The sequence below is a fragment of the Tenacibaculum sp. SDUM215027 genome (assembly GCF_050566205.1).
GTDB lineage: Bacteria > Bacteroidota > Bacteroidia > Flavobacteriales > Flavobacteriaceae > Polaribacter.
The window spans coordinates 313,171-337,904 of sequence record NZ_JBNXUE010000001.1; the positions used below are offsets into that span (position 1 = coordinate 313,171).

The 24,734-nt window shown below is 31.8% G+C and carries 26 protein-coding genes; 18 read left to right on the forward strand and 8 right to left on the reverse strand.

The genetic code is table 11. The features are described 5' to 3' along the window. Positions 1–77: 77 nt before the first annotated feature. A complete protein-coding gene (locus ACQYZ7_RS01405; RefSeq protein ID WP_430728027.1) occupies positions 78–557 on the reverse strand; it encodes a retropepsin-like aspartic protease in 480 nt (159 codons plus the stop codon). Positions 558–593: 36 nt separating this feature from the next. On the opposite strand from ACQYZ7_RS01405, the gene ACQYZ7_RS01410 reads away from it, so the two are divergent. Further along, positions 594–1,358: a TatD family hydrolase gene (locus ACQYZ7_RS01410; protein WP_430728028.1), complete on the forward strand. Its 765-nt coding sequence runs from the start codon at positions 594–596 to the stop codon at positions 1,356–1,358. A gap of 1 nt (position 1,359) precedes the next feature. Next, the gene (locus ACQYZ7_RS01415; RefSeq protein WP_430728862.1) at positions 1,360–1,833 is read left to right on the forward strand and encodes a methylated-DNA--[protein]-cysteine S-methyltransferase; all 474 of its coding nucleotides are present in this window, start codon (positions 1,360–1,362) and stop codon (positions 1,831–1,833) included. Between the two features lie 30 nt (positions 1,834–1,863). Here ACQYZ7_RS01415 and ACQYZ7_RS01420 read toward each other — a convergent pair whose 3' ends face one another. Beyond that, a complete protein-coding gene (locus ACQYZ7_RS01420; protein ID WP_430728029.1) occupies positions 1,864–2,310 on the reverse strand; it encodes a nucleoside deaminase in 447 nt (148 codons plus the stop codon). A gap of 94 nt (positions 2,311–2,404) precedes the next feature. Between ACQYZ7_RS01420 and ACQYZ7_RS01425 the strand changes: the two genes are divergently transcribed. Then, entirely contained in the window at positions 2,405–3,172 is a 768-nt protein-coding gene (locus ACQYZ7_RS01425; RefSeq protein WP_430728030.1) for a UDP-2,3-diacylglucosamine diphosphatase, read from the forward strand. A gap of 68 nt (positions 3,173–3,240) precedes the next feature. On the opposite strand, the gene ACQYZ7_RS01430 is transcribed toward ACQYZ7_RS01425, so the two are convergent. Both ACQYZ7_RS01430 and ACQYZ7_RS01435 read right to left on the reverse strand, forming a co-directional pair. Further along, positions 3,241–4,569: a RagB/SusD family nutrient uptake outer membrane protein gene (locus tag ACQYZ7_RS01430; RefSeq protein ID WP_430728031.1), complete on the reverse strand. Its 1,329-nt coding sequence runs from the start codon at positions 4,567–4,569 to the stop codon at positions 3,241–3,243. A gap of 20 nt (positions 4,570–4,589) precedes the next feature. Next, positions 4,590–7,553: a TonB-dependent receptor plug domain-containing protein gene (locus ACQYZ7_RS01435; RefSeq protein WP_430728032.1), complete on the reverse strand. Its 2,964-nt coding sequence runs from the start codon at positions 7,551–7,553 to the stop codon at positions 4,590–4,592. 228 nt (positions 7,554–7,781) lie between these two features. Here ACQYZ7_RS01435 and ACQYZ7_RS01440 point away from each other — a divergent pair, with 228 nt between their 5' ends. The 12 genes from ACQYZ7_RS01440 (at position 7,782) to ACQYZ7_RS01495 (ending at position 19,686) form a co-directional block, all read left to right on the forward strand. Beyond that, positions 7,782–8,771: an AAA family ATPase gene (locus ACQYZ7_RS01440; RefSeq protein ID WP_430728033.1), complete on the forward strand. Its 990-nt coding sequence runs from the start codon at positions 7,782–7,784 to the stop codon at positions 8,769–8,771. 76 nt (positions 8,772–8,847) lie between these two features. After that, positions 8,848–9,714 carry a DUF58 domain-containing protein gene (locus tag ACQYZ7_RS01445; RefSeq protein ID WP_430728034.1) on the forward strand — a complete coding sequence of 289 codons (867 nt, stop codon included), beginning with the start codon at positions 8,848–8,850 and terminating at the stop codon, positions 9,712–9,714. 9 nt (positions 9,715–9,723) lie between these two features. Continuing rightward, positions 9,724–10,641, forward strand: coding sequence for a hypothetical protein (locus tag ACQYZ7_RS01450; RefSeq protein WP_430728035.1), 918 nt, complete (start codon positions 9,724–9,726; stop codon positions 10,639–10,641). Beyond that, the gene (locus ACQYZ7_RS01455; protein WP_430728036.1) at positions 10,628–11,635 is read left to right on the forward strand and encodes a vWA domain-containing protein; all 1,008 of its coding nucleotides are present in this window, start codon (positions 10,628–10,630) and stop codon (positions 11,633–11,635) included. Before ACQYZ7_RS01450 ends, ACQYZ7_RS01455 begins: the two co-directional genes overlap by 14 nt. A gap of 5 nt (positions 11,636–11,640) precedes the next feature. Next, positions 11,641–12,678 carry a VWA domain-containing protein gene (locus tag ACQYZ7_RS01460; protein ID WP_430728037.1) on the forward strand — a complete coding sequence of 346 codons (1,038 nt, stop codon included), beginning with the start codon at positions 11,641–11,643 and terminating at the stop codon, positions 12,676–12,678. Positions 12,679–12,686: 8 nt separating this feature from the next. After that, the gene (locus tag ACQYZ7_RS01465; protein ID WP_430728038.1) at positions 12,687–13,511 is read left to right on the forward strand and encodes a tetratricopeptide repeat protein; all 825 of its coding nucleotides are present in this window, start codon (positions 12,687–12,689) and stop codon (positions 13,509–13,511) included. Positions 13,512–13,562: 51 nt separating this feature from the next. Continuing rightward, positions 13,563–15,326 (forward strand): BatD family protein, encoded by a 1,764-nt coding sequence (locus ACQYZ7_RS01470; protein WP_430728039.1) that lies wholly within the window; start codon positions 13,563–13,565, stop codon positions 15,324–15,326. After that, a complete protein-coding gene (locus ACQYZ7_RS01475) occupies positions 15,326–16,078 on the forward strand; it encodes an SH3 domain-containing protein (protein ID WP_430728040.1) in 753 nt (250 codons plus the stop codon). The genes ACQYZ7_RS01470 and ACQYZ7_RS01475 overlap by 1 nt, the downstream gene beginning before the upstream one ends. 55 nt (positions 16,079–16,133) lie before the next feature. After that, complete coding sequence (locus ACQYZ7_RS01480; protein WP_430728041.1) at positions 16,134–16,433, forward strand: hypothetical protein; 300 nt, start codon at positions 16,134–16,136, stop codon at positions 16,431–16,433. Positions 16,434–16,611: 178 nt separating this feature from the next. Then, on the forward strand, positions 16,612–18,192 hold the full coding sequence (locus ACQYZ7_RS01485) for a SulP family inorganic anion transporter (protein ID WP_430728042.1): 1,581 nt from the start codon (positions 16,612–16,614) through the stop codon (positions 18,190–18,192). Positions 18,193–18,290: 98 nt separating this feature from the next. After that, positions 18,291–18,920: a carbonic anhydrase family protein gene (locus tag ACQYZ7_RS01490; protein ID WP_430728043.1), complete on the forward strand. Its 630-nt coding sequence runs from the start codon at positions 18,291–18,293 to the stop codon at positions 18,918–18,920. Between the two features lie 139 nt (positions 18,921–19,059). Then, entirely contained in the window at positions 19,060–19,686 is a 627-nt protein-coding gene (locus ACQYZ7_RS01495) for a carbonic anhydrase (protein ID WP_430728044.1), read from the forward strand. Between the two features lie 33 nt (positions 19,687–19,719). Here the strand turns inward: ACQYZ7_RS01495 and ACQYZ7_RS01500 are convergent, their stop codons facing one another. Further along, positions 19,720–20,247, reverse strand: a complete 528-nt coding sequence (locus ACQYZ7_RS01500) for a CvpA family protein (RefSeq protein ID WP_115899409.1) — start codon at positions 20,245–20,247, stop codon at positions 19,720–19,722. A gap of 126 nt (positions 20,248–20,373) precedes the next feature. On the opposite strand from ACQYZ7_RS01500, the gene ACQYZ7_RS01505 reads away from it, so the two are divergent. Then, positions 20,374–20,730, forward strand: a complete 357-nt coding sequence (locus ACQYZ7_RS01505) for a hypothetical protein (RefSeq protein ID WP_115900100.1) — start codon at positions 20,374–20,376, stop codon at positions 20,728–20,730. On the opposite strand, the gene ACQYZ7_RS01510 is transcribed toward ACQYZ7_RS01505, so the two are convergent. Beyond that, positions 20,727–21,521, reverse strand: coding sequence for an SDR family oxidoreductase (locus tag ACQYZ7_RS01510; protein ID WP_430728045.1), 795 nt, complete (start codon positions 21,519–21,521; stop codon positions 20,727–20,729). The genes ACQYZ7_RS01505 and ACQYZ7_RS01510 overlap by 4 nt on opposite strands. 126 nt (positions 21,522–21,647) lie before the next feature. Here ACQYZ7_RS01510 and ACQYZ7_RS01515 point away from each other — a divergent pair, with 126 nt between their 5' ends. Further along, positions 21,648–23,024, forward strand: a complete 1,377-nt coding sequence (locus ACQYZ7_RS01515) for a TlpA family protein disulfide reductase (protein WP_430728046.1) — start codon at positions 21,648–21,650, stop codon at positions 23,022–23,024. Positions 23,025–23,079: 55 nt separating this feature from the next. Here ACQYZ7_RS01515 and ACQYZ7_RS01520 read toward each other — a convergent pair whose 3' ends face one another. After that, positions 23,080–23,439 (reverse strand): YraN family protein, encoded by a 360-nt coding sequence (locus tag ACQYZ7_RS01520; RefSeq protein ID WP_430728047.1) that lies wholly within the window; start codon positions 23,437–23,439, stop codon positions 23,080–23,082. Positions 23,440–23,478: 39 nt separating this feature from the next. Here ACQYZ7_RS01520 and ACQYZ7_RS01525 point away from each other — a divergent pair, with 39 nt between their 5' ends. Continuing rightward, positions 23,479–23,685: a YgaP family membrane protein gene (locus tag ACQYZ7_RS01525; RefSeq protein WP_430728048.1), complete on the forward strand. Its 207-nt coding sequence runs from the start codon at positions 23,479–23,481 to the stop codon at positions 23,683–23,685. On the opposite strand, the gene ACQYZ7_RS01530 is transcribed toward ACQYZ7_RS01525, so the two are convergent. Further along, positions 23,682–24,599: a S66 peptidase family protein gene (locus ACQYZ7_RS01530; protein WP_430728049.1), complete on the reverse strand. Its 918-nt coding sequence runs from the start codon at positions 24,597–24,599 to the stop codon at positions 23,682–23,684. The genes ACQYZ7_RS01525 and ACQYZ7_RS01530 overlap by 4 nt on opposite strands. Positions 24,600–24,734: the final 135 nt, after the last annotated feature.

The following is a 24,734-nucleotide window of genomic DNA, read 5'->3' on the forward strand; positions in this document are numbered from 1 at the left end:
ACTAAGTATTCAAAAAAATATTTAAGAATTTCGAGGCAAGCCTCGGGGGAATTAACCCCTTGGCTATCGCCCTGCGATTAAAATGGAACTTTTAATTTTCTAACTTTTTTCTTTTTAAGCTTCTTTAGATACAATGCTTTCTTGTTATAATCAATAAAGGCTTTTCCCAACTCTAAAATATCTGCGCCTATAATCCCATCTACCTCATCAGCATCATGCTGTTTTAAAGCCGTATTTACATGCATTAAATCAAACAATACTAAATCACACTCATTCGCTTTCCACTTTCCTATTTTAAGAGAATTATTTCCTGACTTATGTGTTTCCATATCCGTCGCTCCTGCTCCTGCAGCTTTTACTTCACTTTCTTCAGAAACAAGTTTAAAACGTTCTATTAAATCTAATCCAACACACGAATTAGAAGCACCTGTATCTAAAATAAACCTTCCTTTAATACCATTTATCTCTGCGTCCAACTCTAAATGATTAGTCACCATTTTTTTAAGTTTTATCTTGATGTATTTCTTTTTTCGTAATACTTTTTTCAAACTTGCCATTTCTCGTACTTTTGTCCCGTAAAGATACAGCAATAAATGATTACAGATACACACACCCACTTATATTCTAGTCAGTTTGATGAAGATAGAGACGAAATGATACAACGTGCTAAAGACGCAGGTATATCTCGTTTTTTTATTCCTGCAATTGATAGTTCGTATACGCAACGTATGCTTGATTTAGAGAAAAACTACCCGAACGATGTGTTTTTAATGATGGGCTTACACCCAACTTCTGTGAAAGAAAATTACCAAGAAGAATTAGCGCATGTAAAAGAGTGGTTAGACAAACGTAATTTTTATGCAATTGGTGAAATTGGTATCGATTTATATTGGGATAAAACTTTTTTACCTCAACAACAAGAAGCTTTTCGCACACAAATTCAGTGGGCAAAAGAAAAAAAGTTACCGATTGTAATTCATTGTCGTGATGCCTTTGATGAAATTTTTGAAGTCTTAGAAACTGAAAAAGGAGATGGTTTATTCGGAATTTTTCATTGTTTTACAGGAACGTTTGAACAAGCTGAAAAAGCAATTTCTTACAATATGAAATTAGGAATTGGTGGTGTTGCAACGTTTAAAAATGGAAAAATTGACAAGTTTCTAAATCAAATAGACATTAAACACATTGTGTTAGAAACTGATTCTCCCTACTTAGCCCCTACTCCATATCGCGGAAAACGTAATGAGAGCAGTTACATTACCCAAGTTGTGGATAAGTTAGTAGATATTTACGGATTGTCTTTCGAAAAAATTTCAGAAATTACAACGCAGAACTCTAAAGACGTTTTTGGTGTCTAACATACAAACCACATATTATAAAACTCCAATAGGAATTGCAAAGATTAAAGGTGATCAAAACGGAATTCAATCAATTTCTGTAATAGATGATGACATTGAAACTCTAACAGAAGTTCCAACTTGTTTGCAAGAATGCGTTACCCAACTAGATGAATATTTTGCTGGAACAAGAAAAGAGTTTGATCTAAAAATGAATCCACAAGGAACAGTTTTTCAACAATCCGTTTGGGATGAGCTGTTAAACATTCCTTTCGGAAGAACTAGATCTTATTTAGAGCAAACCAAACAATTGGGAGATGTAAAGGCAATTCGTGCGGTAGCTTCTGCCAATAGTAAAAATCCTATTTGGATTATCATCCCATGTCATAGAGTTATTGGCTCTAATGGCTCACTAACAGGATATGCCGGCGGTATTTGGCGTAAAAAGTGGTTGTTAGAACACGAAAGCGGCATTAAACAGCAAACATTATTCTAATTTTTAGAAGAGTAAATAATGAGGTAACGCTTAATTCAAATTACGTTTTTCAATAAAAAATTTCTTCAGTAAAAGGCCACATTCTTCTTCTAAAACACCTGATACTACCTTGGTTTTTGGATGTAGTTTTGTTTGTAGAACAGAAAATCCCAATTTAGGTTCACTTGCTCCATATACAATTTTACCTATTTGTGCCCAATAACTTGCTCCTGCACACATTTGGCAAGGCTCTAACGTAACGTACAATGTGCAATCTTTCAAATATTTTCCTCCTAAAAAATCAGCTGCCGCTGTAAATGCCTGCATTTCTGCATGGGCGGTAACATCATTTAGCAATTCCGTTAAGTTGTGTGCTCTCGCTATAATCTGATTGTTAAAAACAATGACCGCCCCCACAGGAACTTCGCCTTTATCAAAAGCTATCTCTGCTTCTTGTAAAGCTTTTTTCATGAAGTAAGTGTCATCAAACGGATTCATACATGTGAGTTTTTATCAGTAAAAAAACAAATGTAGCCAAATTTTGTTTGTGTAAACTCTGCTTAAAATACTTATTTTTACCAAAAATTACGATTTGATTTCAATCAATACTTCTGAGAATAAAAAAATCTATTTTGCTTCTGACCAACATTTAGGAGCTCCAACTTCTGAAGCTAGTTTTCCTCGTGAGCAAAAGTTTGTTCAGTGGTTAAATGAAATTAAAAAAGACGCTGAAGCTATTTTTATTCTAGGTGATTTATTCGATTTTTGGTTTGAGTATAAAACCGTTGTTCCTAAAGGCTTTGTACGTGTTCTAGGGAAACTTGCCGAACTAAAAGACAGTGGCATTCCGATTTACTTTTTTGTTGGTAATCATGACTTATGGATGCGTGATTATTTTGAAAAGGAACTTAATATTCCCGTGTATCACTCCCCTCAAGAGTTTAAAATCGACGATAAATTGTTTTTAATTGGTCATGGTGACGGGTTAGGCCCTGGAGACAAAGGCTATAAACGCATGAAAAAAGTATTTACCTTCCCTTTATTTAAATGGATGTTTCGTTGGCTACACCCAGATTTAGGAGTTCGATTAGGACAATATATGTCTGTTAAAAACAAATTGATTTCTGGTGATGAAGATGCTAAGTTTTTAGGAGAAGATAATGAGTGGTTAGTGCAATATTGCAAACGTAAATTGGAAACCAAACACTACGATTATTTCATTTTTGGGCATCGCCATCTTCCTTTAGAGATTCAACTTAAAGAAAATAGTGTTTACCTCAATACTGGTGATTGGATTCAGTATTACACCTATGCGGTTTTTGAAAACGATAAATTATCCTTAAAAGAATATAATTCATAAAAAAAGCACCTTAAATAAGGTGCTTTTTCGTTATCAAATATCACAATTAAAAACAAACCATTATGTTATTAATTAGCATTTTCACTAAATGGTGTTGGAAAAGCATCAATAATATTATCCCCTGATCTATCTAGTGGAATATAGGTCGGATTCAATCTATTTAAACGCCTTAAATCAATCCATCGATGTCCTTCCCCTAGTAAAGAGTATCTTCTTTGTTTTAAAACTTCTTCTACCAACTCATTATCAGAAGTTCCTCCAGAGTAATCAGGTAAACTCGCTTCATTCCTTACAACATTAATTGCAATTACAGCCTCTGTATTATCCGTTCCAATATTCGCTTCTGCATACATTAAAATTAGCTCCTCATTCCTAATAAGATAAACAGGGGATGTATTACTTTTATACACGGAGATTTGATGAGTACCTGCAAGACCGTCATGAGAGCCTGAGCTATCTAACAATGAAGATTTACTAGACACACGAAGATCACCTGCCTCTCCATCAGCTATCCATGAATTATGAACAACAAATTCATTTCCTTTTTGTTTTACATAAAACAAATCGTTTTTAATATCATTACCTGTTAATCCAAAAACATGTGATACACCGAACGACATAGATTTATTTAAGTCAAAGAAAGACTCATTTAAAAAAGTTAACACTTCTGTCATGTTGTTTTGATATAATGCAACCCGTGCAGCAATTGCTCTATTAAACTTTAAAAAACCGCTTGATAAGAGAGGCTGATCTGTCGGCTTTAAATCATTATATCCAGGACTAAAAAGAAATAGAAAATTACTCGAGGATACTTCTAAATCACTTTTAGCTTCATTTAATAAATTTTTGATTGCGACTAAAGCTTCATCATAACCTACAAAAGGACCTAAGTTATCTGGATCTTCTACATCTAATCTTATTCCGTTCGTATATTGCCTATTTGCTACCATTAAAAGAGCATATGCCTTTATTGTCTTAGCGTATCCGTAGTAAGATTTTTTTTCTGCTTCAGAAAAACCAGCATTTGAATTCTCTACAGCTGTAATTAAAACATTAGCTGCTTTAACTATTCTATACCAGGCCGCAAAAGAACGAGTTGTTAAAAATCCATTATTATCTAAAGGACCTTTTAAAATTTCTCCTGTATATCTTGGATCTGCTGTTGATAAATCATAATACTCTCTTGCTAAATAGCTTACCGTTTCATAATGAAAATCTAAATCATTTCTCATTACAGCCTCTAAACCAACTGCTAAAGCTTCGACATCAGCTGCGGAGGCACCATCCGTATATGAATCCAATGTCGGTGCATTTTGATTAGGTAATTCATCTAACTCACAACCCTGTATAAAAAAGACAAAAACAATTAGTATTAATTTGTAAAATATATTTTTCATAATTTATTTACTTTAGAAGATTAAAAATTAACTTTTAAATGAAAATTAACAAACTTAGATGCAGGGTAAGGAGTTACTTCTACATTATTAGCTAATACATTATTTCCAAAATTCGATGCTTCTGGATCATAACTATTATAATCAAAAATGTTGATTAAGTTTCTACCTGATATCCCCACTTTTACTTTTTCTGCCCCTTTAAAAACCTCGTCATTAAATGTATAAAAAAGGCCTACTTCCCTTAATCGAAGATATCCTGCGTCCTCTATTAGAGGCTTAGTATTTCTAATATTTGCTTGCGCCAACCTATAAGGCCCATTAGTAAGCGTGCCTGTTGGGTCTAAACCTGTATCATCAAAATCCCATGTAGTTCCAGCATTATCATATAAAAAAGTTGTTAAGTTAATACCATCTCCTCCTTTTTTCCAGTGCCATAAAAATGATAAATCGAAGTTTTTATAACGTATGTTGTTTTGCCATGACATTTGAAAGTCTGGCTCTGCATTACCATAAACAGCAAATCCATCTCCATCAGGATCAATTACAGCTATTTCTTCTGGAGTAAGTCCGCTAGGATAAGTTCCTACAATTTGTGTAGCACTCTTACCTTCTTGTATTAAAAAGGTTCCTAAAAAAGCTGCAAAACCTCCTTCTGTGAATGCTGGAACATCTAATTTATTAATTTTAGATTTGTTTTTCCACCATTTAAAATTTGCATTCCAAGAAAAATCTTCTTTTTCAATAAAGTTTGCATTTAAACCTAATTCTATACCTGTATTTTCAAGCTCTCCTCCATTTTTAATTTTTCTAGTAAAACCAGATGATGTTGGAAAATTTTCCTGAATAAGTAAATCGCTTATTTTTTTGTTATATACCGTAGCCTCTAATGTAAACCTGCCATCAAACAACCCTAAATCTAACCCATACTCTAATTCTTTTTGACGTTCTGGACCTATGGTAGGATCTCCTTTAAAGGTTCCAGGGGCAAAACCAGAAACCCCACCAATAAATTGCGGTGCAGCCAAGGTAAACTGATCATTAAAGTTTGGAAACCTTCCGGCTTCTCCATACGCAATCCTAGGCTTTAAACTAGTAATTTCTTTTATATTCCAAAAATCAAACTTATGTAAATTAATTGCTAAATTTGCCTTAGGATAATAATACATTTTATCCGAAACTCCATTATTGGTTGACTTGTCACCTCTAACCCCAATAGTACCTATTATTTTATCATCGTAATTTATTTCCTCTTGCACAAAAAAACCTGTATCTCTTTGAAGTCTAAAAACTTGCTGTGATGATAAATTCTCTGCTAATGATAAACTTGTTAAAGAAGTATTGAAACCCGTACCTACAGTTATAACAGTATTACGATTAAAGTCTTGAAAAAAAGTTCCTGTTTGAGTTGTGAACTGTAATCCATTGTTTAAACTTAAGTTGTGAACTAAGAAAGCAGACAAGTTGTAGTTAGTATTCCTCGTCGTTCCAGATATTGAAGCTCCCTTTAAAGTAGATCGATCTCTGAAATAAGTTAACTCTCTAGGGAAAATACTTGTTGTACGAAGTGTATACTGATCAAAACCTGCTTCAAGCACTAATTTAAGTCTGTTTTTATCTCCGTTAAGAATTTTGATATTAGATTTAGCACTTCCTATAAACCTATTTACATTTTCTCTATTAGTAGTAAGCGCTATTGTCTCTAACACATTTGAACCTGCCCCTCCAAAAGGATAGACTCCATCAACAGGTGATAGGTTTTCCCATGGATAAGTAAAAGCCAGGGCGTACCCTATAGTTCTATTAGCATTACCATTATTAAAAAAACCTCTATCTGCTTGAGAGCTTATATAATTTGAAGTTACATACAAATCTAACCAATCTGTAAATTTTTGACCTATATTTAAACGAACTGCTGCTTTTTCATAGCCTGTGTTTTCAACTAACCCAGGCTCATCTTTATAAGTAACACCAAAAAAATAATCACTCCTCTCAGATCCACCAGAAGTTGTAAATCGAGTAGTTGTAGAAATCCTAGTATGATCAAATAATTCAGCTTCGTAATCCCTTAATTTAGCATTAGCAGGACCTCCTAAAGCAATAACTTCTGAATCATCCCAATCTCTTAATCCCAATAATCTGGTTGGGCTTCTTAAACCAACTGTTTGTGAAAAAGACACTCTTGGTTTCCCTTCTTTACCCCTTTTTGTTGTAATAATTACAACTCCTCCAGCTGCTCTTGATCCATAAAGAGCTGCCGCCGAGGCTCCTTTCAGTATTTCTACAGTTTCTATATCTTCAGGATCAATATCTGCAATTCTGTTAGAAGCATCATCCTGATTTGATGATGGATTACCTCCTCCTGCTGCTTCACTTACAATATTATTTCCAGAAGAAATTGATGAATTATCTACATATACACCATCAACCACAAATAATGGTTGCTGATCTCCAAAAATGGAAGTAACTCCTCTTAACCTCATTGAAATCCCTCCTCCTGGAGCTCCAGAATTTGCTTTAATCTCTGCTCCTGTAAACTTTCCTGACAATGCACTATCAAACCCTGATTGTGATGTAACCTGTGTTAATTCAGCAGCTGAAATGGTCGAAACTGTGTTAGCTAAATTAGACCTTTTTGTTGTCGTTGCTAGTCCCGAAATCACTACTTCTTCTAAAACATCAGAATCTTCTCGTAATGTTACTTGCAAAAAAGTATCCGTATTCGCTACGTTCTTTTCTACTGTAACAAACCCTAAAGAAGATATTGTAACTACCGCCGGAAGCTTTTTTACATTTAAACTAAATTCACCATTCTCATTAGAAGTGGTACCATTTGTCGTTCCTTTCTCTATAATGTTTGCAAAAGGAATACTTTCTCCATTTACACCCACTATTTTTCCTTTTATTGTTTGCCCGTAAATAAAACTAGAAAACAGAAAAATAAGTGCGTTAATTAGCAGCGTTTTGCTAAAAGACATTTTCTTCATAAAATTTAAGTTTAAAGTTAGTAGAAGCTAAATTTCATTTTTTTTATCCACAAAAGCAAATTATAAATAACTTATTTTCAACTAAATAAATCAATCAACCAGAAACTTAACTTTAAAAAGCAACACCTTTCAGCTTGTAAATACAAGGTTTAACCAACTTTTAACAACTAAAAAAACACTATTATTGTAGCTTTGTTTCATAAACAATTCTAATTTATTTCAATTACTATGGATATAGATGTAAGAGCCATCAATGAAAAAATAGAAAGAGAAAGTTCTTTTGTAGACTTATTAACTACAGAAATGAATAAAGTAATTGTAGGTCAAAAACACATGATTGAACGATTACTAATTGGACTTTTAGGAAATGGACATATCTTATTAGAAGGTGTACCTGGGCTTGCAAAAACCTTAGCGATTAACACACTTTCAAAAGCTGTTGACGGAAGCTTTAGTCGTATTCAGTTTACTCCGGATTTATTACCTGCTGATGTGGTGGGGACAATGATATACAATGTAAAAGAAAATGACTTCTCTATTAAGAAGGGACCTATTTTCGCCAACTTTGTATTAGCCGATGAGATTAACCGTGCTCCTGCTAAAGTTCAATCTGCTTTATTAGAAGCCATGCAAGAGCGTCAAATTACTATTGGTGACGAAACTTTTAAGTTAGATGAGCCTTTCTTAGTAATGGCTACTCAAAACCCAGTTGAACAGGAGGGAACTTACCCTCTGCCTGAGGCACAAGTAGATCGTTTTATGTTAAAAACAGTAATTGACTATCCAAAATTACAAGACGAGCAACTCATTATGCGTCAAAACTTAAATGGAAGTTTTCAAAAAATAAATCCTGTAATTTCAATAGAACAAATAATTAAAGCTCGTAACGTAGTTAATGAGGTTTATATGGATGAAAAAATCGAAAAATATATCTTAGATATTGTTTTTGCTACTCGTTATCCTGAAAAATACAATCTAGAAAAACTACAACCACTTATCAGTTTTGGTTCTTCTCCTCGTGGTAGTATTGCATTAGCAAAAGCTGCAAAATGCTATGCTTTTATTAAACGAAGAGGGTATGTAATTCCTGAAGATGTTCGAGCAATAGTAAACGATGTTTTACGTCATAGAATTGGTATTACTTACGAAGCCGAAGCTGAGAATATTACATCTATAGATATTATCAATTCTATTATTAACGAAGTGCAAGTACCTTAATCAATTATCAATAAGCAATTATCAGCTTAAAATATTTTACTGATTAATTGATAACTGTTAACTGACAATTGAAAATATGGATACAAAAGAGTTACTAAAAAAAGTTCGAAAGATAGAGATAAAGACACGTAGGTTGTCTAATCATATTTTTGGAGGAGAGTATCATTCAACCTTTAAAGGTAGAGGTATGACTTTTTCTGAAGTTCGTCAATATCAATTCGGAGACGACATTAGAGCAATTGACTGGAACGTTACTGCTCGTTATAACGAACCCTATGTAAAAGTTTTTGAAGAAGAACGTGAACTAACTATGATGTTGGTTGTTGATGTTTCAGGCTCAGAATTTTTTGGTACTTCTGAACAATTTAAAAAAGATACCGTTACAGAAATTGCAGCAACATTGGCATTTTCTGCTATTCAAAACAACGATAAAGTTGGTTTAATTTTATTCTCAGATCAAATTGAACTCTACATTCCTCCTAAAAAAGGAAAAAGTCATGTGCTGAGAATTATTCGAGAACTTATAGAGTTTCAACCAAAAAGTAGGCAAACTAGTATTAGTGAAGCTCTAAAATTTTTATCCAACATTATGAAAAAGAAAGCTATTGTTTTTATACTTTCTGATTTTATGGATGATGATTATGAGCGTACACTGAAGATTGTTGGTAACAAACATGACGTAACTGGTATACGTATATATGATAAACACGACGAAGAAATTCCAAACCTAGGGATGGTTCCTATAATGGATGCAGAAACGGGAAAAACACAGCTAGTTAACACTAGTTCAAAATTAGTTAGAACTCATTATAAAGCAAATGCTTTACGTTTGTCTGATTATTTTGAAACTACTTTTACAAAAAGTGGTGCAGGAACAATTAGTAGCAGAGTTGATGAGAGTTATGTACGAAAACTGTTAGGTTATTTTAAACGAAAAGGATAAGAACAAACAATGAAACACAAACTACTTTACATATGCTTGTTTTTAACTTCTTTTGCCTTTGCTCAACAACCTCAGGTAAAAGTAGAAGTCGACACAACAAACATCAGAATTGGTGAACAGTTTCAATATAAAATATCTGTTGACGAAACCAAAAATGTTATCATTCCTAAGTTAGAAAATTTAAAAGGATTAGAGGTTATTGATACATTAAAAATTGATACCATTGAAAACAAACTAATTCAAAAATATATTTTAACAGGTTTTGATAGCGGTGCTTTTTACATTCCACAGCAACAAATTTTTATTAGAAATCAAGCTTATCTGACCGATAGTTTATTAGTTAACATAGTTACGGTTCCTATCGACACTACTAAAATTAAAAAATTTCCAATTAAAGGAATTAAAGGAGAACCATATCAACTTGATGATTTCAAACAATATATTTGGTGGGTTATAATAGCTTTAGTTGTTATTTTGACACTACTCTATTTCTTTGTTTTCAAAAAGAAAAAAGAACAAAAAGAAGTTGTTGTTGTTCCTTTATTAGCTCCTTATGAAGAAGCAATGCAAAAGTTGGAAGAGCTGGATAAAAAACTATTATGGCAAAACAATCAAGTTAAAAAATATTACAGTGAATTAACGGACATTATTAGAGCTTATATTGAACGAGAGTTACATGTTCCTGCCTTAGAAAGTACTACTGATGAGTTAGTTGATGTTTTAAAAGATTTTAACGACACTAAATCAATAGAAACTTCCAAGGAAATTATTAGCAAATTAAAGGGGCTGTTACAAGAATCTGATTTAGTTAAGTTTGCAAAATCAAAGCCTTTATCTCATGAAATAGAAAAGGACAGAAAAGATGCAAAACTTATTATAGATAATTTAAAACCTAAAAAACAAGTAGAAGAAGATGAAGTGGAATAATTTCGAATTTCATAGTCCTGAGTTTTTATGGTTGCTACTATTAATCCCTTTATTAGCTTTTTGGAGTTTTTATAGCAGAAAGAAAGATAGTGCACAGCTTAGAATGCCAAGTACTAAAGGTTTTAAAGTACAAGGTTCTATTTTACCTAAATTAAAACCTCTACTACACCTATTGAGATTACTAGCTTTAGCTTGCCTAATAGTTGCTTTAGCACGTCCTAGAAATGTAGCTGTTAGTAAAAAAACAAAAACAAATAGAGGAATTGATATTGTTATGGCTGTTGATGTGTCAGCTAGTATGTTAGCAAAAGACCTTAAACCAAACCGATTGGAAGCTCTAAAAAGAGTCGCAATCGATTTTATAAATCGACGTCCAAATGATCGTATTGGTATTGTAGTATATGCAGGAGAAAGCTTTACACAAACTCCAATTACTAGTGATAAATCTATTGTGAAAAGAACTATTTCAGAAATTAAATGGGGACAACTAGAAGGAGGAACAGCAATCGGAATGGGCTTAGGTTCTGCTGTTAACAGACTAAAAGATAGCAAAGCCAAAAGTAAAGTTATTATCTTGTTGACAGATGGTGTAAATAACGCTGGTTTTGTTGATCCTAAGACAGCTACTGAATTAGCTAAAGGGAATGAAATTAAGGTTTATACTATTGGAATAGGAACAAACGGAATGGCTCCTTTCCCATGGGCTAAAGATCCAAGAACTGGTAAAATTTCTTTTAAAAACAAACCAGTTGAAATTGACGAAGATTTGCTAAAGCATATTGCCAACGAAACTGGTGGTAAATATTTTAGAGCAACTAACAACACCAAATTAAAAGAAATTTACGACGAAATCGACAAGCTAGAAAAAACTAAAATAGAGGAGTTTAAATATTATAATTACTCAGAAAAATATCGTTTTTTAGTACTCCTAGCAGGAATCTTTTTACTCTTAGAATTCACCCTAAAAAACACAGTATTTAAAAGTTTTATTTAAGCAAGATGTACAAACTAGAAGAACCAATATATTTTTATCTTTTTGCAATTATTCCTGTAATAATTGTGGTTTTCCTATTCGTTTTATGGTGGAAAAAACGAACTCAAAAAAAGTTTGCGAATCCAGCGCTTTTATCTAAAATAGCACCAAACACATCAACCTTTAAATCAGTATTAAAACTTGTTTTCTTTTTAATTGGATTATCTTTTCTAATTCTATCATTAGTAAACCCTAAAATGGGAACTAAGCTAAAAACTGTAAAAAGAGAAGGTGTTGATGTAGTATTTGCTTTAGATGTTTCTAAAAGTATGTTGGCAGAAGATATCGCTCCTAACAGACTAGAAAAAGCGAAACAAATTATATCTAAAACTATCGATAAATTAGGAAGTGATAGAGTTGGTATTATTATTTATGCAGGTAATGCTTATCCTCTACTTCCTATTACCACAGATCATGCTGCTGCAAAAATGTTTTTGCAAAACGCAAATCCAGATATGGTTTCAAGTCAAGGTACAGCTATCAATGAAGCTTTAAATCTAGCAAACACTTATTATGATAACGATGAGCAAACTAATCGTTTTTTAATCATTATTTCAGATGGTGAAGATCATCAAGAAGAAACTAAACAAGTTGCTCAAAACATCGCCAACGAAGGCGTTAAAGTATATACCGTAGGTGTAGGAACTGAAAAAGGAGGCCCAATTCCTATTAAATTAAATGGCGCACTTATTGGTTATAAAAAAGATAGAATGGGAGAAACGGTAATTACCCAAAGAAAACCTGATGTTTTACAAGGAGTTGCTGATGCTTCTGACGGACAATATTTTGATGGTAATAAAACTGAAAATCCAGTAGAAGCCATTGAGAAGATTATTGGAAATGCACAAAAAAATGAATTTGAAACAAAACAATTTTCTGATTATAAAGACCAATTTCAATGGTTTGTAGGAATTGGACTGTTGTTTTTAATTTTAGATATGTTTTTATTTGATAAGAAAACCAAATGGTTGAAGAAAGTAGATTTGTTTAACGAAGAATCTTAAAGTGTAGTATGAAAAGTTTACAAAATTTAATGTTTATTCTAGTTTTTGCAATTTCTGCAATGGCAAATGCGCAACAAGACACACTTAAACTACAACGTGAAGCACGTGCTTTGTTACGAGAAGGAAACAAACTATACAATAAACAAAAGTTTGGTGATGCTGCTATTGCCTACCGAAAAGCTTTGGGTAAAAATAGTAAGTATGAAAAAGCAAGCTATAACTTTGGTAATACTTTATACCAAGAAAAGAAATACAAAGAAGCTGTAGAACAGTTTAAAGTAACTACTGAGACTTCAAAAGATAAAATGGCTCAGGCTGAAGCTTATCATAACATTGGTAATGCTATGATGGAACAAAAACAATATGAGCAAGCTGTAGAAGCCTTTAAAAACTCTCTACGCAGAAATCCGAATGATGATGAAACACGTTATAATTTAGCCGTTGCCCAAAAAGAAGTTAAAAAGCAACAACAAAACCAGAAGGATAACAAGGATAAAAATAAAGACCAAAAGAACAAGGATCAGAAAGATCCACAAAAGCAAAACGACAAAGACAAAAAGAACGACAAGAATAAAGATCAAAAAGGCGACGATAAGGACAAAAAAGATGATAAGCAAGATCAGAAAAATGACGATCAAAAAAATCAACAAAAACCTAATCAAGACCAAAAAGACAAACAGAATCAAAAGCCTAAACCTCAACAAGGTAAAATGACTCCTGAACAAATGAAACAATTGTTAGAGAGTTTAAATAATGAGGAAAACAAAACGCAGAAAAAAATGAATGCGAAAAAATCAAAAGGAAGAAAAGTAAAACAAGAAAAAGACTGGTAATTTTACAGTTTTTAAAATCTTAATTATTTTTATACATTTTTGAAAATTAACATGAAGTTGAAAGTATACATATCGTTATTAGTTAGTTTTATAACATTTACCATTAATGCACAAGACGCTGCGTTAACGGCTAAAGTTAGTAAGAATAAATTGGGCAAAAATCAACGATTACGTATTGAGTTTTCAATCAATAAACAAGGAGCTGATAATTTTAAAGCTCCTAATTTCATCAATTTTAAAATCGTTGGTGGCCCTAGTCAGTCTGTAAGTCAATCTTGGATTAATGGTAAAGTATCTTTTAATCAATCATACACTTATATACTGCAACCCAAAAGAAAAGGAGAATTTAACATTCCTTCAGCAAGTATTGAAATTGAGGGAAAAACAATAAAGTCGAGTCCTGTAAAAATTATTGTTTTAGATGCTGTAGACATTCCTAAAAACCCAAATGACCCTAGTTATATTGCAGAACAAAATATTCACTTAGTTGCTGAAATTTCTAAATCTCAACCTTATGTTGGTGAAGGAATTTATGTGGAATATCGTTTATATTTTAGCGACAATGTTGGTATTTACGACAATGCAATTACAGAAGCTCCACAATACAATGGATTTTGGAATCAGGAAATTAAGCGTAACGGAATGGGAGTTAAAACTGGTACATATAACGGAGAAAATTATCGTTATGCAGTTTTACACAAGGCATTATTAATACCAACCACTTCCGGTAAGCTAACGATAGATCCCATGAAAATGGATATCGTTGTGGCAGTACCTACTGGAAGAGCCGATTTTTTTGGAAATGTTATCACGCGTCAAGTTCGCAAAGAATTTTCTTCTGCCAAGAAAGTGATTAATACCAAAGCATTACCTCTTCAAAACAAACCAGAAGGCTTTACCGGTGCTGTAGGTGAATTTTCATTCGATGTTTCTTTAAGCAAAAATACTTTAAAAGCAAATGAGTCTTCACAGATTAAGGTAACTGTTAACGGTAAAGGAAATTTAAAGCTTTTTGAACTTCCAAAGATTGAAACTCCTAAAGAATTAGAAGTTTATCAACCAGAAAGAAAAGAAAATGTTCGTATTACAGGAACTGGATTATCAGGTTCAGTTACCGATAGCTATACAGTTGTTCCTGAATTTAAAGGAAAATATAGAATTCCTAAAACTAGCTTTTCTTACTTTAACCCAAAAGAAAAAGTATACCAAACCATTACTACTGATGATTTATATGTTGATGTTTTAGAAGGAAAAAATGTTCCTACAAATTCAGATGCTAATACAGTAGCAAAACAAGATGTAAAAGTTACAGGCAGCGATTTTAGATACATTCAAACATCTACCGATTTACAACCTATAAAAATAGATGATTTCTTTAAATCTACCTTGTTTTATGTTCTTTTATTGCTTCCTATTTTAGCAATTCCTGTTGGAATCTTTATTCAAAAAAAGAAAGACGAACGAGATAGTGATGTATTAGGAAATAAACTACGAAAAGCAGACAAACTTGCTAAGAAATATTTATCAAGAGCACAAAAACAATTAGGTAATAAAGAAGCTTTTTATGAAGCCTTAGAAAGAGCCCTACATAATTATTTAAAAGCAAAACTAGGTGTAGAAACTTCTGATATAAGTCGTGAAAAAATCACTGATTTATTAGCTAATAAAAACGTTAATAAAGAAACTATTAATAGTTTTATTAAAGTATTTAACAATTGTGATTTTGCTAGATATACTCCAATTACCAATGTACAAATGAAAGAGGAGTACGAAAAAGCAAAACAAGTAATAACGCAATTAGACAGACAGTTATAATGAGAAAGTTAGTTATATATTTATTCTTATTTGTGTCAACAGTTACGTTAGCACAAAATGCCAATGAGTTATTTTTAAGCGCTAATTCTTTATATAAAGAAGGAAAGTATGAAGAAGCAATTAAACTATATGAACAAATAGAAGATGAAAACCTAATATCATCAGAAGTGTATTATAATTTGGCTAACTCTTACTATAAACTTAATAAAATAGCTCCAACTATTTATAATTATGAAAAAGCATTACAGTTAGATCCTTTAAATGAAGATGCTAAAAACAACCTAATTATAGCAAGACGCTTAACTCTTGATAGAATTGAAGCATTACCAAAATCAGTTTTGCAAAAATTTAATAAAAACTATTTGCAAAAATTTACTTATAACACTTGGGCTATAATTACCATTGTGCTTTCTTTTATTGCTTCTATTTTATTTTTGCTGTTTTATTTTGCCTATACTCCAAATAAAAAAAGAACTTATTTTACAACTAGTATTATTTCTTTTTTACTTTTAACAACCTCTTTGATTATTACATATACACAATACAATCAAGCTAAAAAAAACATTGAAGCTATTATTTTTATCGAAGAAGTTCCTGTTAACAATGAGCCTACTGATAACTCAAATGATATTTTCACATTACACGAAGGGACAAAAGTTAATGTGTTAGATTCTGTAGATAATTGGAAAAAAATAAAGCTTGCTGACGGAAAAATTGGATGGGTGAAAACTGAAATTTTAAAAGAACTATAACATTTTAGATGTAAAAAATTAATTACTTTTGCCTCTAAATAAATAGAAAATTATTTTGAAATCTAAAATCGCCATCTTTTTTATCGTTTTGTTCGCAGGCATTGTTGTTACGCCTTCGATAATTACGTTGGTAGATGAAGATCAAGATATTACTATTTTCTTAAGTCTAAGTGAAGAGGAAGAAAACACTAAACATGTTAAGGTAGCTGAATTAAAGGCTCACCCTAATGAAGATTACACTTCTTTTTTATATAGAAAAATTCAAAAAAAGAAAAACGTACGTTTTCAATCTAAAAACTACGTTTCACAGTATCCTAAAATTCTCACTCCACCTCCCGAACTTTTTACTACATAGTACCTGAGTAAGCTACTTCTTATATAAGATGTTAAGCTAAGTATGGGGAAATATTTCGGTGAATTAAACAATTATCATTGAAGTGTTTTAAGTTTCTCTTAGTGAGTAAAAAATCAATTATTTAAATAAAAAATACACTCTAAATTTTTGTTTAGAGTATAAAATATACGCATATATTATGTTTAAAACTATTAAAAGTGACTTGCCCGCAAGTATTGTCGTATTCTTTGTTGCTTTACCTTTATGTTTAGGTATTGCTTTAGCAAGTGGAGCCCCTCTTTTTTCAGGTGTAATTGCAGGAATTATAGGAGGTACTGTTGTTGGAGCCTTAAGTGGCTCAAAAATTGGAGTTAGTGGTCCCGCAGCTGGTTTAGCTGCTATTGTTTTAACCGCCATAGGATCTTTAGGTGGTTATGAAAACTTTTTAGTAGCTGTTGTATTAGGAGGTGTTATTCAAATACTTTTTGGTGTTCTTAAAGCTGGTGTTATCGGTTATTACTTCCCTTCATCAGTTATTAAAGGAATGCTTACTGGTATTGGTATTATTATTATTTTAAAACAAATCCCTCATTTCTTCGGATATGATACTGAACCTGAAGGTGCTGATAGCTTTATAGAAGCTTCAGGAGAAAACACTTTTTCAGCTATATTAAGTATTACTGATAATATTACCATGGGATCAATGGTTATTGGTTTTATTGGATTAGCAATTTTAATTCTTTGGGATAAAGTTTTAAGTAAAAAAGGAAGAATCTTTCATTTAATTCAAGGGCCATTAGTAGCTGTTGTAACAGGAATTATATTTTTCACCTTAATGCAAGGAAATGAAACATTAGCAATACAAGCTTCACATTTAGTAAGTGTGCCAATTCCTGAAAGCTTTGATTCTTTCTTAACACAATTCACATTCCCTAACTTTAATGCTATTACAAACTACGAAGTTTGGGTAACTGCATTTACTATTGCGTTAGTAGCAAGTTTAGAAACTTTACTTTGTGTTGAGGCTACAGATAAATTAGACCCAGAAAAAAATGTAACTCCAACCAACAGAGAATTATTAGCGCAAGGAACAGGTAATATTTTATCTGGTTTAATTGGAGGTTTACCTATTACTCAGGTAATTGTAAGAAGTTCTGCCAACATCCAATCAGGAGGTAGATCTAAAATGTCTGCAATTATTCACGGATTATTATTGTTACTATCAGTTATTTTAATTCCAACCTTATTAAATAAAATACCTTTATCTGTATTAGCGGCAATTTTATTAGTTGTTGGTTATAAACTAGCAAAACCTAGCTTATTTAAACAAATGTTTGCATTAGGATGGAAACAATTTGTGCCTTTTATTGTAACAGTTTTAGGTATTGTTTTCACCGATTTACTTACAGGAATTTCATTAGGATTAGCAGTAGGAGTTTTCGTTATCTTAATAAAAAGTTACCAAAATTCTCACTTCTTACACATTGAAGATAAAAGTAATGGAGTACACAAAATAAAAATGACACTTGCTGAAGAAGTGACTTTCTTTAACAAAGGAGCAATCTTAAAAGAGTTAGACAGCTTACCTCAAGACACTCATTTAGAGCTAGACGTAAGAAAAACTAGATACTTAGATAATGACATTGTTGAAATTTTAGAGGATTTTGCATTTAAAGCTAAAGAAAGAAACATCAACATTAAACTTATTTCAGAACGTGGTGTTGTAGAAAACCCTGAAAGCTTTATTAAGTTCTTTAAGCTTAGACCAAAAGCAGCTTAACCATAAGTTGCACACCAAAATACTTTACTAACAATACTTAATTAAGTATTGTTAGTATTCATAAAAACGACATAAATAATTTTATAAAAATATATATCATGAAAGCACACACTAAAGAAACACAAGCTACAATGACACCTGAAAAGTCATTACAATACTTAAAAGAAGGAAATCAAAGATTTCAAAACAACTTAAAAGCTAATCGTAACTTATTAGAGCAAGTTAACGATACTAGAGAAGGGCAATTTCCTTTTGCTACTATTTTAAGTTGTATAGATTCTAGAGTTTCTGCTGAATTAGTTTTCGATCAAGGACTAGGAGATATCTTTAGCGCAAGAATTGCTGGTAACTTTGTAAACGAAGATATTTTAGGCAGCATGGAGTTTGCTTGTAAACTAGCTGGTACTAAATTGGTTGTAGTATTAGGACATACAAGTTGTGGAGCAATTAAAGGAGCTTGTGATAATGCTGAGCTAGGTAACTTAACCAACATGTTAGGTAAAATTAAACCTGCTGTAGAAGCTGTGACTGAACCTAAGGATGAAAGTTTGAGGAACTCTTCTAATTTAGAATTTGTAAACAACGTTGCAGAAAAGAATGTACAATTAACTATCGATAGAATTTTAAACGAAAGTGATGTACTAGCTGAAATGCATAAAAATGGTGAAATTATGATTGTTGGAGCTATGTATAATATTAAAGATGGTTCTGTTACTTTTTATGAATAAAAAATATCTCCTATAATTATTATTATAAAGAGAATCTAAACTTAGTTTTAGGTTCTCTTTTTTTATTAACTTCGGTAATTATATTGCTTAACTCAAAAGCAAGTATAAAAGATTCTTCCAACAAACAATTTTTATACTAATGAATCTATCTAAAATTTTTAAAAACAATAAAGAGTGGGTAAAAAACAAACTATCTACCAATAAAGATTACTTTAAAAAATTAAATGAAGGACAAAGTCCTGAATTGTTGTATATAGGTTGTTCTGATAGTAGAGTTTCAGCAGAAGATTTGATGGGTTCAAGTCCTGGTGAAGTTTTTGTACACAGAAACATTGCTAATATGGTACCCGCAATTGACTTAAATTCCGCTTCAGTAATTGAATATGCTGTTGAACATTTAAAAGTAAATCATATTGTCGTTTGTGGTCACTACTCTTGCGGAGGAGTAAAAGCGGCTATGCAATCTGCCGATTTAGGATTGTTAAATCCTTGGTTACGTTATATCAGAGATGTATATCGCTTACACAAAGATGAATTGAATAAAATTAAAGATGAGAATGCTCGTTACGATCGCTTGGTTGATTTAAATGTGCAAGAACAATGTGTTAACCTAATTAAAACTGCTGCTGTACAAAAAGCTTATAGAGATAGAGGGTTAAAAGTACATGGTTGGGTTTTTGATATTAAAACAGGAAATCTCATCGATTTAAACATTGATTTTGAACATATCTTGGAAGACATCATGGAAATTTACCACTTAGATTAAATTAGTAAAAACGGATAAAAGTTATCCGTTTTTTTATATTGTTATTTTTATCTCCTCACTATTATCGCTTTCCTCCTCTTCTTCTTTTATAATTGAAGGAAAAATTGTTGGAGCAATTTTTTTCACAGGCTTAAATAAGATAGATTCTTCTAAGCTCTCTTCTTTCACAAACGGAATAGTATCATTCATTTTCCCGAAAAAAATAAAAATTACGCTTAAAATTAATCCGATTTTTAAAGCTCCAAAAACACCTCCTAAAATTTTATTTAAAATCCCTAGAGCTGCAAAATCCGCTATTTTGGTTAAAATTTTTCCTAATAAAGCTATTACTACAATTATCACTACAAAAGTTCCTGCAAAAGCTGCTAAAGAAATATACTTTTCATCCCAAGTAACACTGTCTTTTAACCAATCTCCTATAAAATAAGAAAAGTGTATAGCACCATAAACCCCAGCTACAAGTGCTACCAAAGAGGCTATTTCTACAAACAAACCTTTCATTAAACCACGAACAAAACCAAAAAGTAATAACGCAGCTATTATTATATCAAATGTATTCATTGTTGTTTTCTGAAATTCTAAATTAACGAGACTTTATAGAAAAACACAGCAAAATTAATTATGTGTGCAGATACTATACAAATATACATAACTCATTCCTATCTTTGCTTTTTTCAAAAAGCACAAATGACAAAAGAAACCAACTTAAAAGAAAAATGGGATTTTCTAATAACTCAGTTATCAGAACAATTCGCAGATGGTGACGATCTTAATATCGACGGAGTTATCTACTTAATTGGTGTTCAAGAATTAGGACAAGGACACCGTAAGTTTAAGAAAGATGAGAAAGTCAATCTTATGCATATTGCTATTTGTAAGTTATTGGAGCCTTACGGATACTATGAATTTGATTTTTTTGATGATGAAGGATGGCCACATTATAAAACTCTAACTGAATTACCTAACCTAAAGCCAGGTGAACAGTCAGTTTTAATGAAAGAAGCCATCATTAATTATTTTGAGATAATTAACTTTTTTGATTAAGTAACGCTTAACTTCCGAATCATTTTTGACAACAGCTTAGGAAAAAAGCGTTTGGTATATACACCTAATTTTTCCTTTGCTCCAGCTATATAAACTTCTTCTTTTTTATTTCTTATCGCTTTTAGCATCAATTCGGCAAACCTATCTGGATGTATACCATTTGCCGTAGCTGAGTCCATTTTATTTTGAGGAGTTCCATTTCCTGTTAATGCATTTCTTGACACATTAGTAGTTACAAACCCGGGGCAAACCAAAGTAACAGCAACATTATCATTATAATGTTCTGCTCGCAGACTGTCAAAAAAACCATGCAAAGCATGTTTAGTTGCTGCATAGGTAGAACGCAGTGGAGTTCCTATTTTTCCAACAATACTTGTAGTTACAACAAAATGTCCCGATTTATTTTCAATAAAATGAGGCAATAAAGCTTTTGTTAAAGCTACAGTTCCTAAATAATTAATATCCATCAAACGTTTATCAACTTTTATCGAAGTATCTTTCACCAACGATCGTTGACTTATTCCTCCATTATTTACTAAAACATCAATGCTACCAAAAAACGAAACCGCTTTGGTTACCTTATCCATAAGGTTTTCATAATCTTCTAAATCCAAAGGTAAAACCATAACTTTTTCTGGATATTTACAAAGTTTTTTCACTTCTCTTAAAAAGCTTTCATTTCTTGAAGATATAATTAACTTTGCTCCATAATTAGATAACTCAACCACTAGAGATTTACCAATTCCTGAAGAAGCTCCAGTTACCCAAAATATTTGTTCTTTAAAGTTCATGTTTTCAAATAATTAAAAAAACGTTTCTAAAATACATAAGAAAAAATAAAAATGGTACACTTCTTGGATAGAAGTTCGCAAATGACTAGTTTTAAAACCTTATTAATAACCCTTTAAAATATTATGATGAAAAAATTACTGGCTCTATTAATATTCACCACATCACTTGTAAATGCACAGTACACCGTCAAAGGTACTATGACCCCTCCCGACAAAGGAGACTGGGTTATTTTATATAAAATTGAAGGAGCAAAACAAAAGTTTCTTGCAAATACTACAATTAAGTTTGATACTGTTGCGATAAGTGGTGAACAACAAGTTTTAGGAAAGTTCAGTTTTGAACTACCTAACACAGCTACATCTGGTGCTTACAGAGCTACTTATAGAAATACCGGTGCTGGTTTTGTTGATTTTTTCTTCAATAAAGAAAATGTTGAATTTGTTTTCAATCCAAGGTATCCTGATCAATCAGTTCTTTTCACTAGCTCTAGAGAAAATAAGCTATACAGTGAATACTTACAAGCATACAATGCTGTGCAAAAAAAGATAGATTCATTACAAGCTTCTTATATCGAAACTAAATCAAAAGACACAAAAAAGGCTTATAAAAAAGAGCTTAAGAAACTAGAAGACGTACAAGAAACTTATGAAAATAAGTCTGAAGGAATGTTGGTAAATAGCTTTATAACAGCTTCTCATCGTTACAACTCATCCAATCCTCACGATAATGTACAAGATTATTTATCTGCTACTAGTGAAAACTTTTTTGAACATATCGATTTTAAAAGTGATAAGTTATATAATTCTTCTTTTTTAATTGATAGAATTAACGACTACGTTTTCTATTTAAACTATTCTGAAGACAAAAGTGTTCAACAAAAACTAATTAAAGAGTCTATTACTAAAGTTATGAAGAAAATTTCTTCTGGCAAATTAGAAAAGGCAGTTACTGATTATTTAATTAGTGCACTTACTGATAAGCGTAACGGACCAATTGTAGATTGGATGTTTGCTGAATATTATGATAAGCTCCCTGCTAAAGATCAAGACGCTAATTTTAAAAAGGAAAAATTGGACATATTACTTGCAACTGTAGGTAGAGTAGCTCCTGACTTTTCTTGGAAAGAAAAAGATAAAGAATATAAGTTATCTACATTAAATGATGGTAATAAGTATTTATTAGTATTTTGGAGTACTGGTTGTCCTCACTGTGTAAAGGAAATCCCAGAACTTTATAAGTTTATGCAAAATCATAAAGAAGTATCTGTGGTTTCTTTTGGTATTGAAAATGAAGAAAACGAATGGGATGATTTTGTTAAAAACTTACCTGGGTGGCATAATGCAATAGGAACTCATCCTGAATATAAATTTGATAACGAAACGGTAAAAAAGTATAACCTACTTGGTACACCTTCTTATTTTGTATTAGATAAAGACAAGAATATTATTGCAATGCCTGATCACGAAGAAGATGTAGAAAAATACTTTAATAGTGACAACTAACTACTAGTATAAATAATATAAAAAAAGCTCAACAAATTTGTTGAGCTTTTTCTTTTTAAAAGTATAAGAAAGCATCTTCAATATGCTCAATTGTAAATTCATTTCGCTGTTTAACAACAGCAATAATATCAAACCGTATTTCTACATCTAAGTCATTTTCTGTTACATAATTATCTATAGCTGTAACTAATAGTTTTATTTTCTTTGGGTTTACAAAACCTTGCGGGTTTCCAAAGTAAGCTGTCGACCTTGTTTTAACCTCTACAACAGAAAGTAACTGTTCTTTTTGAGCAATAATATCAACCTCGGCTTTTTGAAATCGGTAGTTTTTTTCAACAATAGTATATCCTTTTTTAACAAGAAAATCTATCGCTAATTGTTCTCCTTTCTTACCAAGTTCATTGTGTTGTGCCATTTAAAAACTTATATTTGAGTAACCTTAAATCTTTTTATCATGAAAAAAAACATGGGAAATACCGACAAGGCTATTAGAACTTTAATCGCTCTAATAATAGCAGCTCTATCTTACTTTGAGTTTATTACAGGAATTCTTGGTAATGTTTTACTCGTATTAGCAATTATACTTTTAATTACAAGCTTAATTAATTTTTGTCCGCTATATAAGTTGTTAGGAATAAATACTTGTAAAACAAAAAACTAATTAAATTCTACCAAACACTCCTTACTTTTACTTATCGATAACTTAACTTCTCTACCCATTATCAACGCTCTATTATCTGGTTCGTGACCTGCAGGGAAGTTAAATAACACTGGGGTCTCTTTAGGAATAACCTCTAAAATTAATTGTTCTATCGAGCTTCCCCATGGCGTTGTATTTCTTTTTATCTTAGTCATATCACCAACAACAATAGCTTTAACTTTTGTAAAATACCCTGCACGTTTTAAGCTTTGCAACATTCTATCAATTGAGTATTTATATTCACCTATCTCTTCAATAAACAAAATTTTTCCTTCTGTGGAAAGTTGACTATCTGACCCTAACATAGAAGCTAAAATAGCAATATTACCTCCCACTAACTCGCCTGAAACCTCTCCTACTCTATTCTTCTTTGAAGCAGGAACCTCATAGCGTAATTTCTCTCCAAATAATGCTTTCTTAAAAGTAGCAATTGTTTGTATTATTTCTTCTGGTTTTTCTTCTATACTCGTACCCATCATGGCATGTAAAGTTTCAACACCTAAATTATGAATGTGATTATGAAACGCTGTAATATCAGAATATCCAACAATCCACTTTGGATGTTTTTTAAACTCAGTAAAATCTAATTTATCTAAAACCCTCACAGAACCATACCCTCCACGTGCACTCCAAATCGCTTTAATACTCGGATTATCTAATGCATCTTGAAAGTCTTGACAACGCTCTTCATCAGTACCTGCAAAATGATCATTCTGATTAAACATATGTTTTCCATACACTACTTTTAACCCCCAACTTTCTACCAATCTTTTAGCTTTATCAATTGTATGCTTACGGTTCTTTAAAATTCCTGCAGGAGCTACAATTGCAATTGTATCTCCTTTTTGTAAATATGGAGGTGTAGTTAACTTCATAGTGTTATTTTGCGCATAGACTGATGTAATTATCAGTAAAAAAAATAAAGTGAAAATTCTTTTTTCCATAAACAAGTCTCTTTTCTTGATCCTAAAAGTTTAAAATCCATCAAATGTACCTAATTTATAACAGTA

Bases quoted from the DNA above. Each gene is read 5' to 3' on its own strand.
- ACQYZ7_RS01405 (WP_430728027.1), bottom strand. From the start codon at position 557: ATGGCAAGTTTGAAAAAAGTATTACGAAAAAAGAAATACATCAAGATA.
- ACQYZ7_RS01410 (WP_430728028.1), top strand. From the start codon at position 594: ATGATTACAGATACACACACCCACTTATATTCTAGTCAGTTTGATGAA.
- ACQYZ7_RS01420 (WP_430728029.1), bottom strand. From the start codon at position 2,310: ATGAATCCGTTTGATGACACTTACTTCATGAAAAAAGCTTTACAAGAA.
- ACQYZ7_RS01430 (WP_430728031.1), bottom strand. From the start codon at position 4,569: ATGAAAAATATATTTTACAAATTAATACTAATTGTTTTTGTCTTTTTT.
- ACQYZ7_RS01435 (WP_430728032.1), bottom strand. From the start codon at position 7,553: ATGAAGAAAATGTCTTTTAGCAAAACGCTGCTAATTAACGCACTTATT.
- ACQYZ7_RS01440 (WP_430728033.1), top strand. From the start codon at position 7,782: ATGGATATAGATGTAAGAGCCATCAATGAAAAAATAGAAAGAGAAAGT.
- ACQYZ7_RS01445 (WP_430728034.1), top strand. From the start codon at position 8,848: ATGGATACAAAAGAGTTACTAAAAAAAGTTCGAAAGATAGAGATAAAG.
- ACQYZ7_RS01450 (WP_430728035.1), top strand. From the start codon at position 9,724: ATGAAACACAAACTACTTTACATATGCTTGTTTTTAACTTCTTTTGCC.
- ACQYZ7_RS01455 (WP_430728036.1), top strand. From the start codon at position 10,628: ATGAAGTGGAATAATTTCGAATTTCATAGTCCTGAGTTTTTATGGTTG.
- ACQYZ7_RS01460 (WP_430728037.1), top strand. From the start codon at position 11,641: ATGTACAAACTAGAAGAACCAATATATTTTTATCTTTTTGCAATTATT.
- ACQYZ7_RS01465 (WP_430728038.1), top strand. From the start codon at position 12,687: ATGAAAAGTTTACAAAATTTAATGTTTATTCTAGTTTTTGCAATTTCT.
- ACQYZ7_RS01470 (WP_430728039.1), top strand. From the start codon at position 13,563: ATGAAGTTGAAAGTATACATATCGTTATTAGTTAGTTTTATAACATTT.
- ACQYZ7_RS01475 (WP_430728040.1), top strand. From the start codon at position 15,326: ATGAGAAAGTTAGTTATATATTTATTCTTATTTGTGTCAACAGTTACG.
- ACQYZ7_RS01485 (WP_430728042.1), top strand. From the start codon at position 16,612: ATGTTTAAAACTATTAAAAGTGACTTGCCCGCAAGTATTGTCGTATTC.
- ACQYZ7_RS01490 (WP_430728043.1), top strand. From the start codon at position 18,291: ATGAAAGCACACACTAAAGAAACACAAGCTACAATGACACCTGAAAAG.
- ACQYZ7_RS01495 (WP_430728044.1), top strand. From the start codon at position 19,060: ATGAATCTATCTAAAATTTTTAAAAACAATAAAGAGTGGGTAAAAAAC.
- ACQYZ7_RS01500 (WP_115899409.1), bottom strand. From the start codon at position 20,247: ATGAATACATTTGATATAATAATAGCTGCGTTATTACTTTTTGGTTTT.
- ACQYZ7_RS01505 (WP_115900100.1), top strand. From the start codon at position 20,374: ATGACAAAAGAAACCAACTTAAAAGAAAAATGGGATTTTCTAATAACT.
- ACQYZ7_RS01510 (WP_430728045.1), bottom strand. From the start codon at position 21,521: ATGAACTTTAAAGAACAAATATTTTGGGTAACTGGAGCTTCTTCAGGA.
- ACQYZ7_RS01515 (WP_430728046.1), top strand. From the start codon at position 21,648: ATGAAAAAATTACTGGCTCTATTAATATTCACCACATCACTTGTAAAT.
- ACQYZ7_RS01520 (WP_430728047.1), bottom strand. From the start codon at position 23,439: ATGGCACAACACAATGAACTTGGTAAGAAAGGAGAACAATTAGCGATA.
- ACQYZ7_RS01525 (WP_430728048.1), top strand. From the start codon at position 23,479: ATGAAAAAAAACATGGGAAATACCGACAAGGCTATTAGAACTTTAATC.
- ACQYZ7_RS01530 (WP_430728049.1), bottom strand. From the start codon at position 24,599: ATGAAGTTAACTACACCTCCATATTTACAAAAAGGAGATACAATTGCA.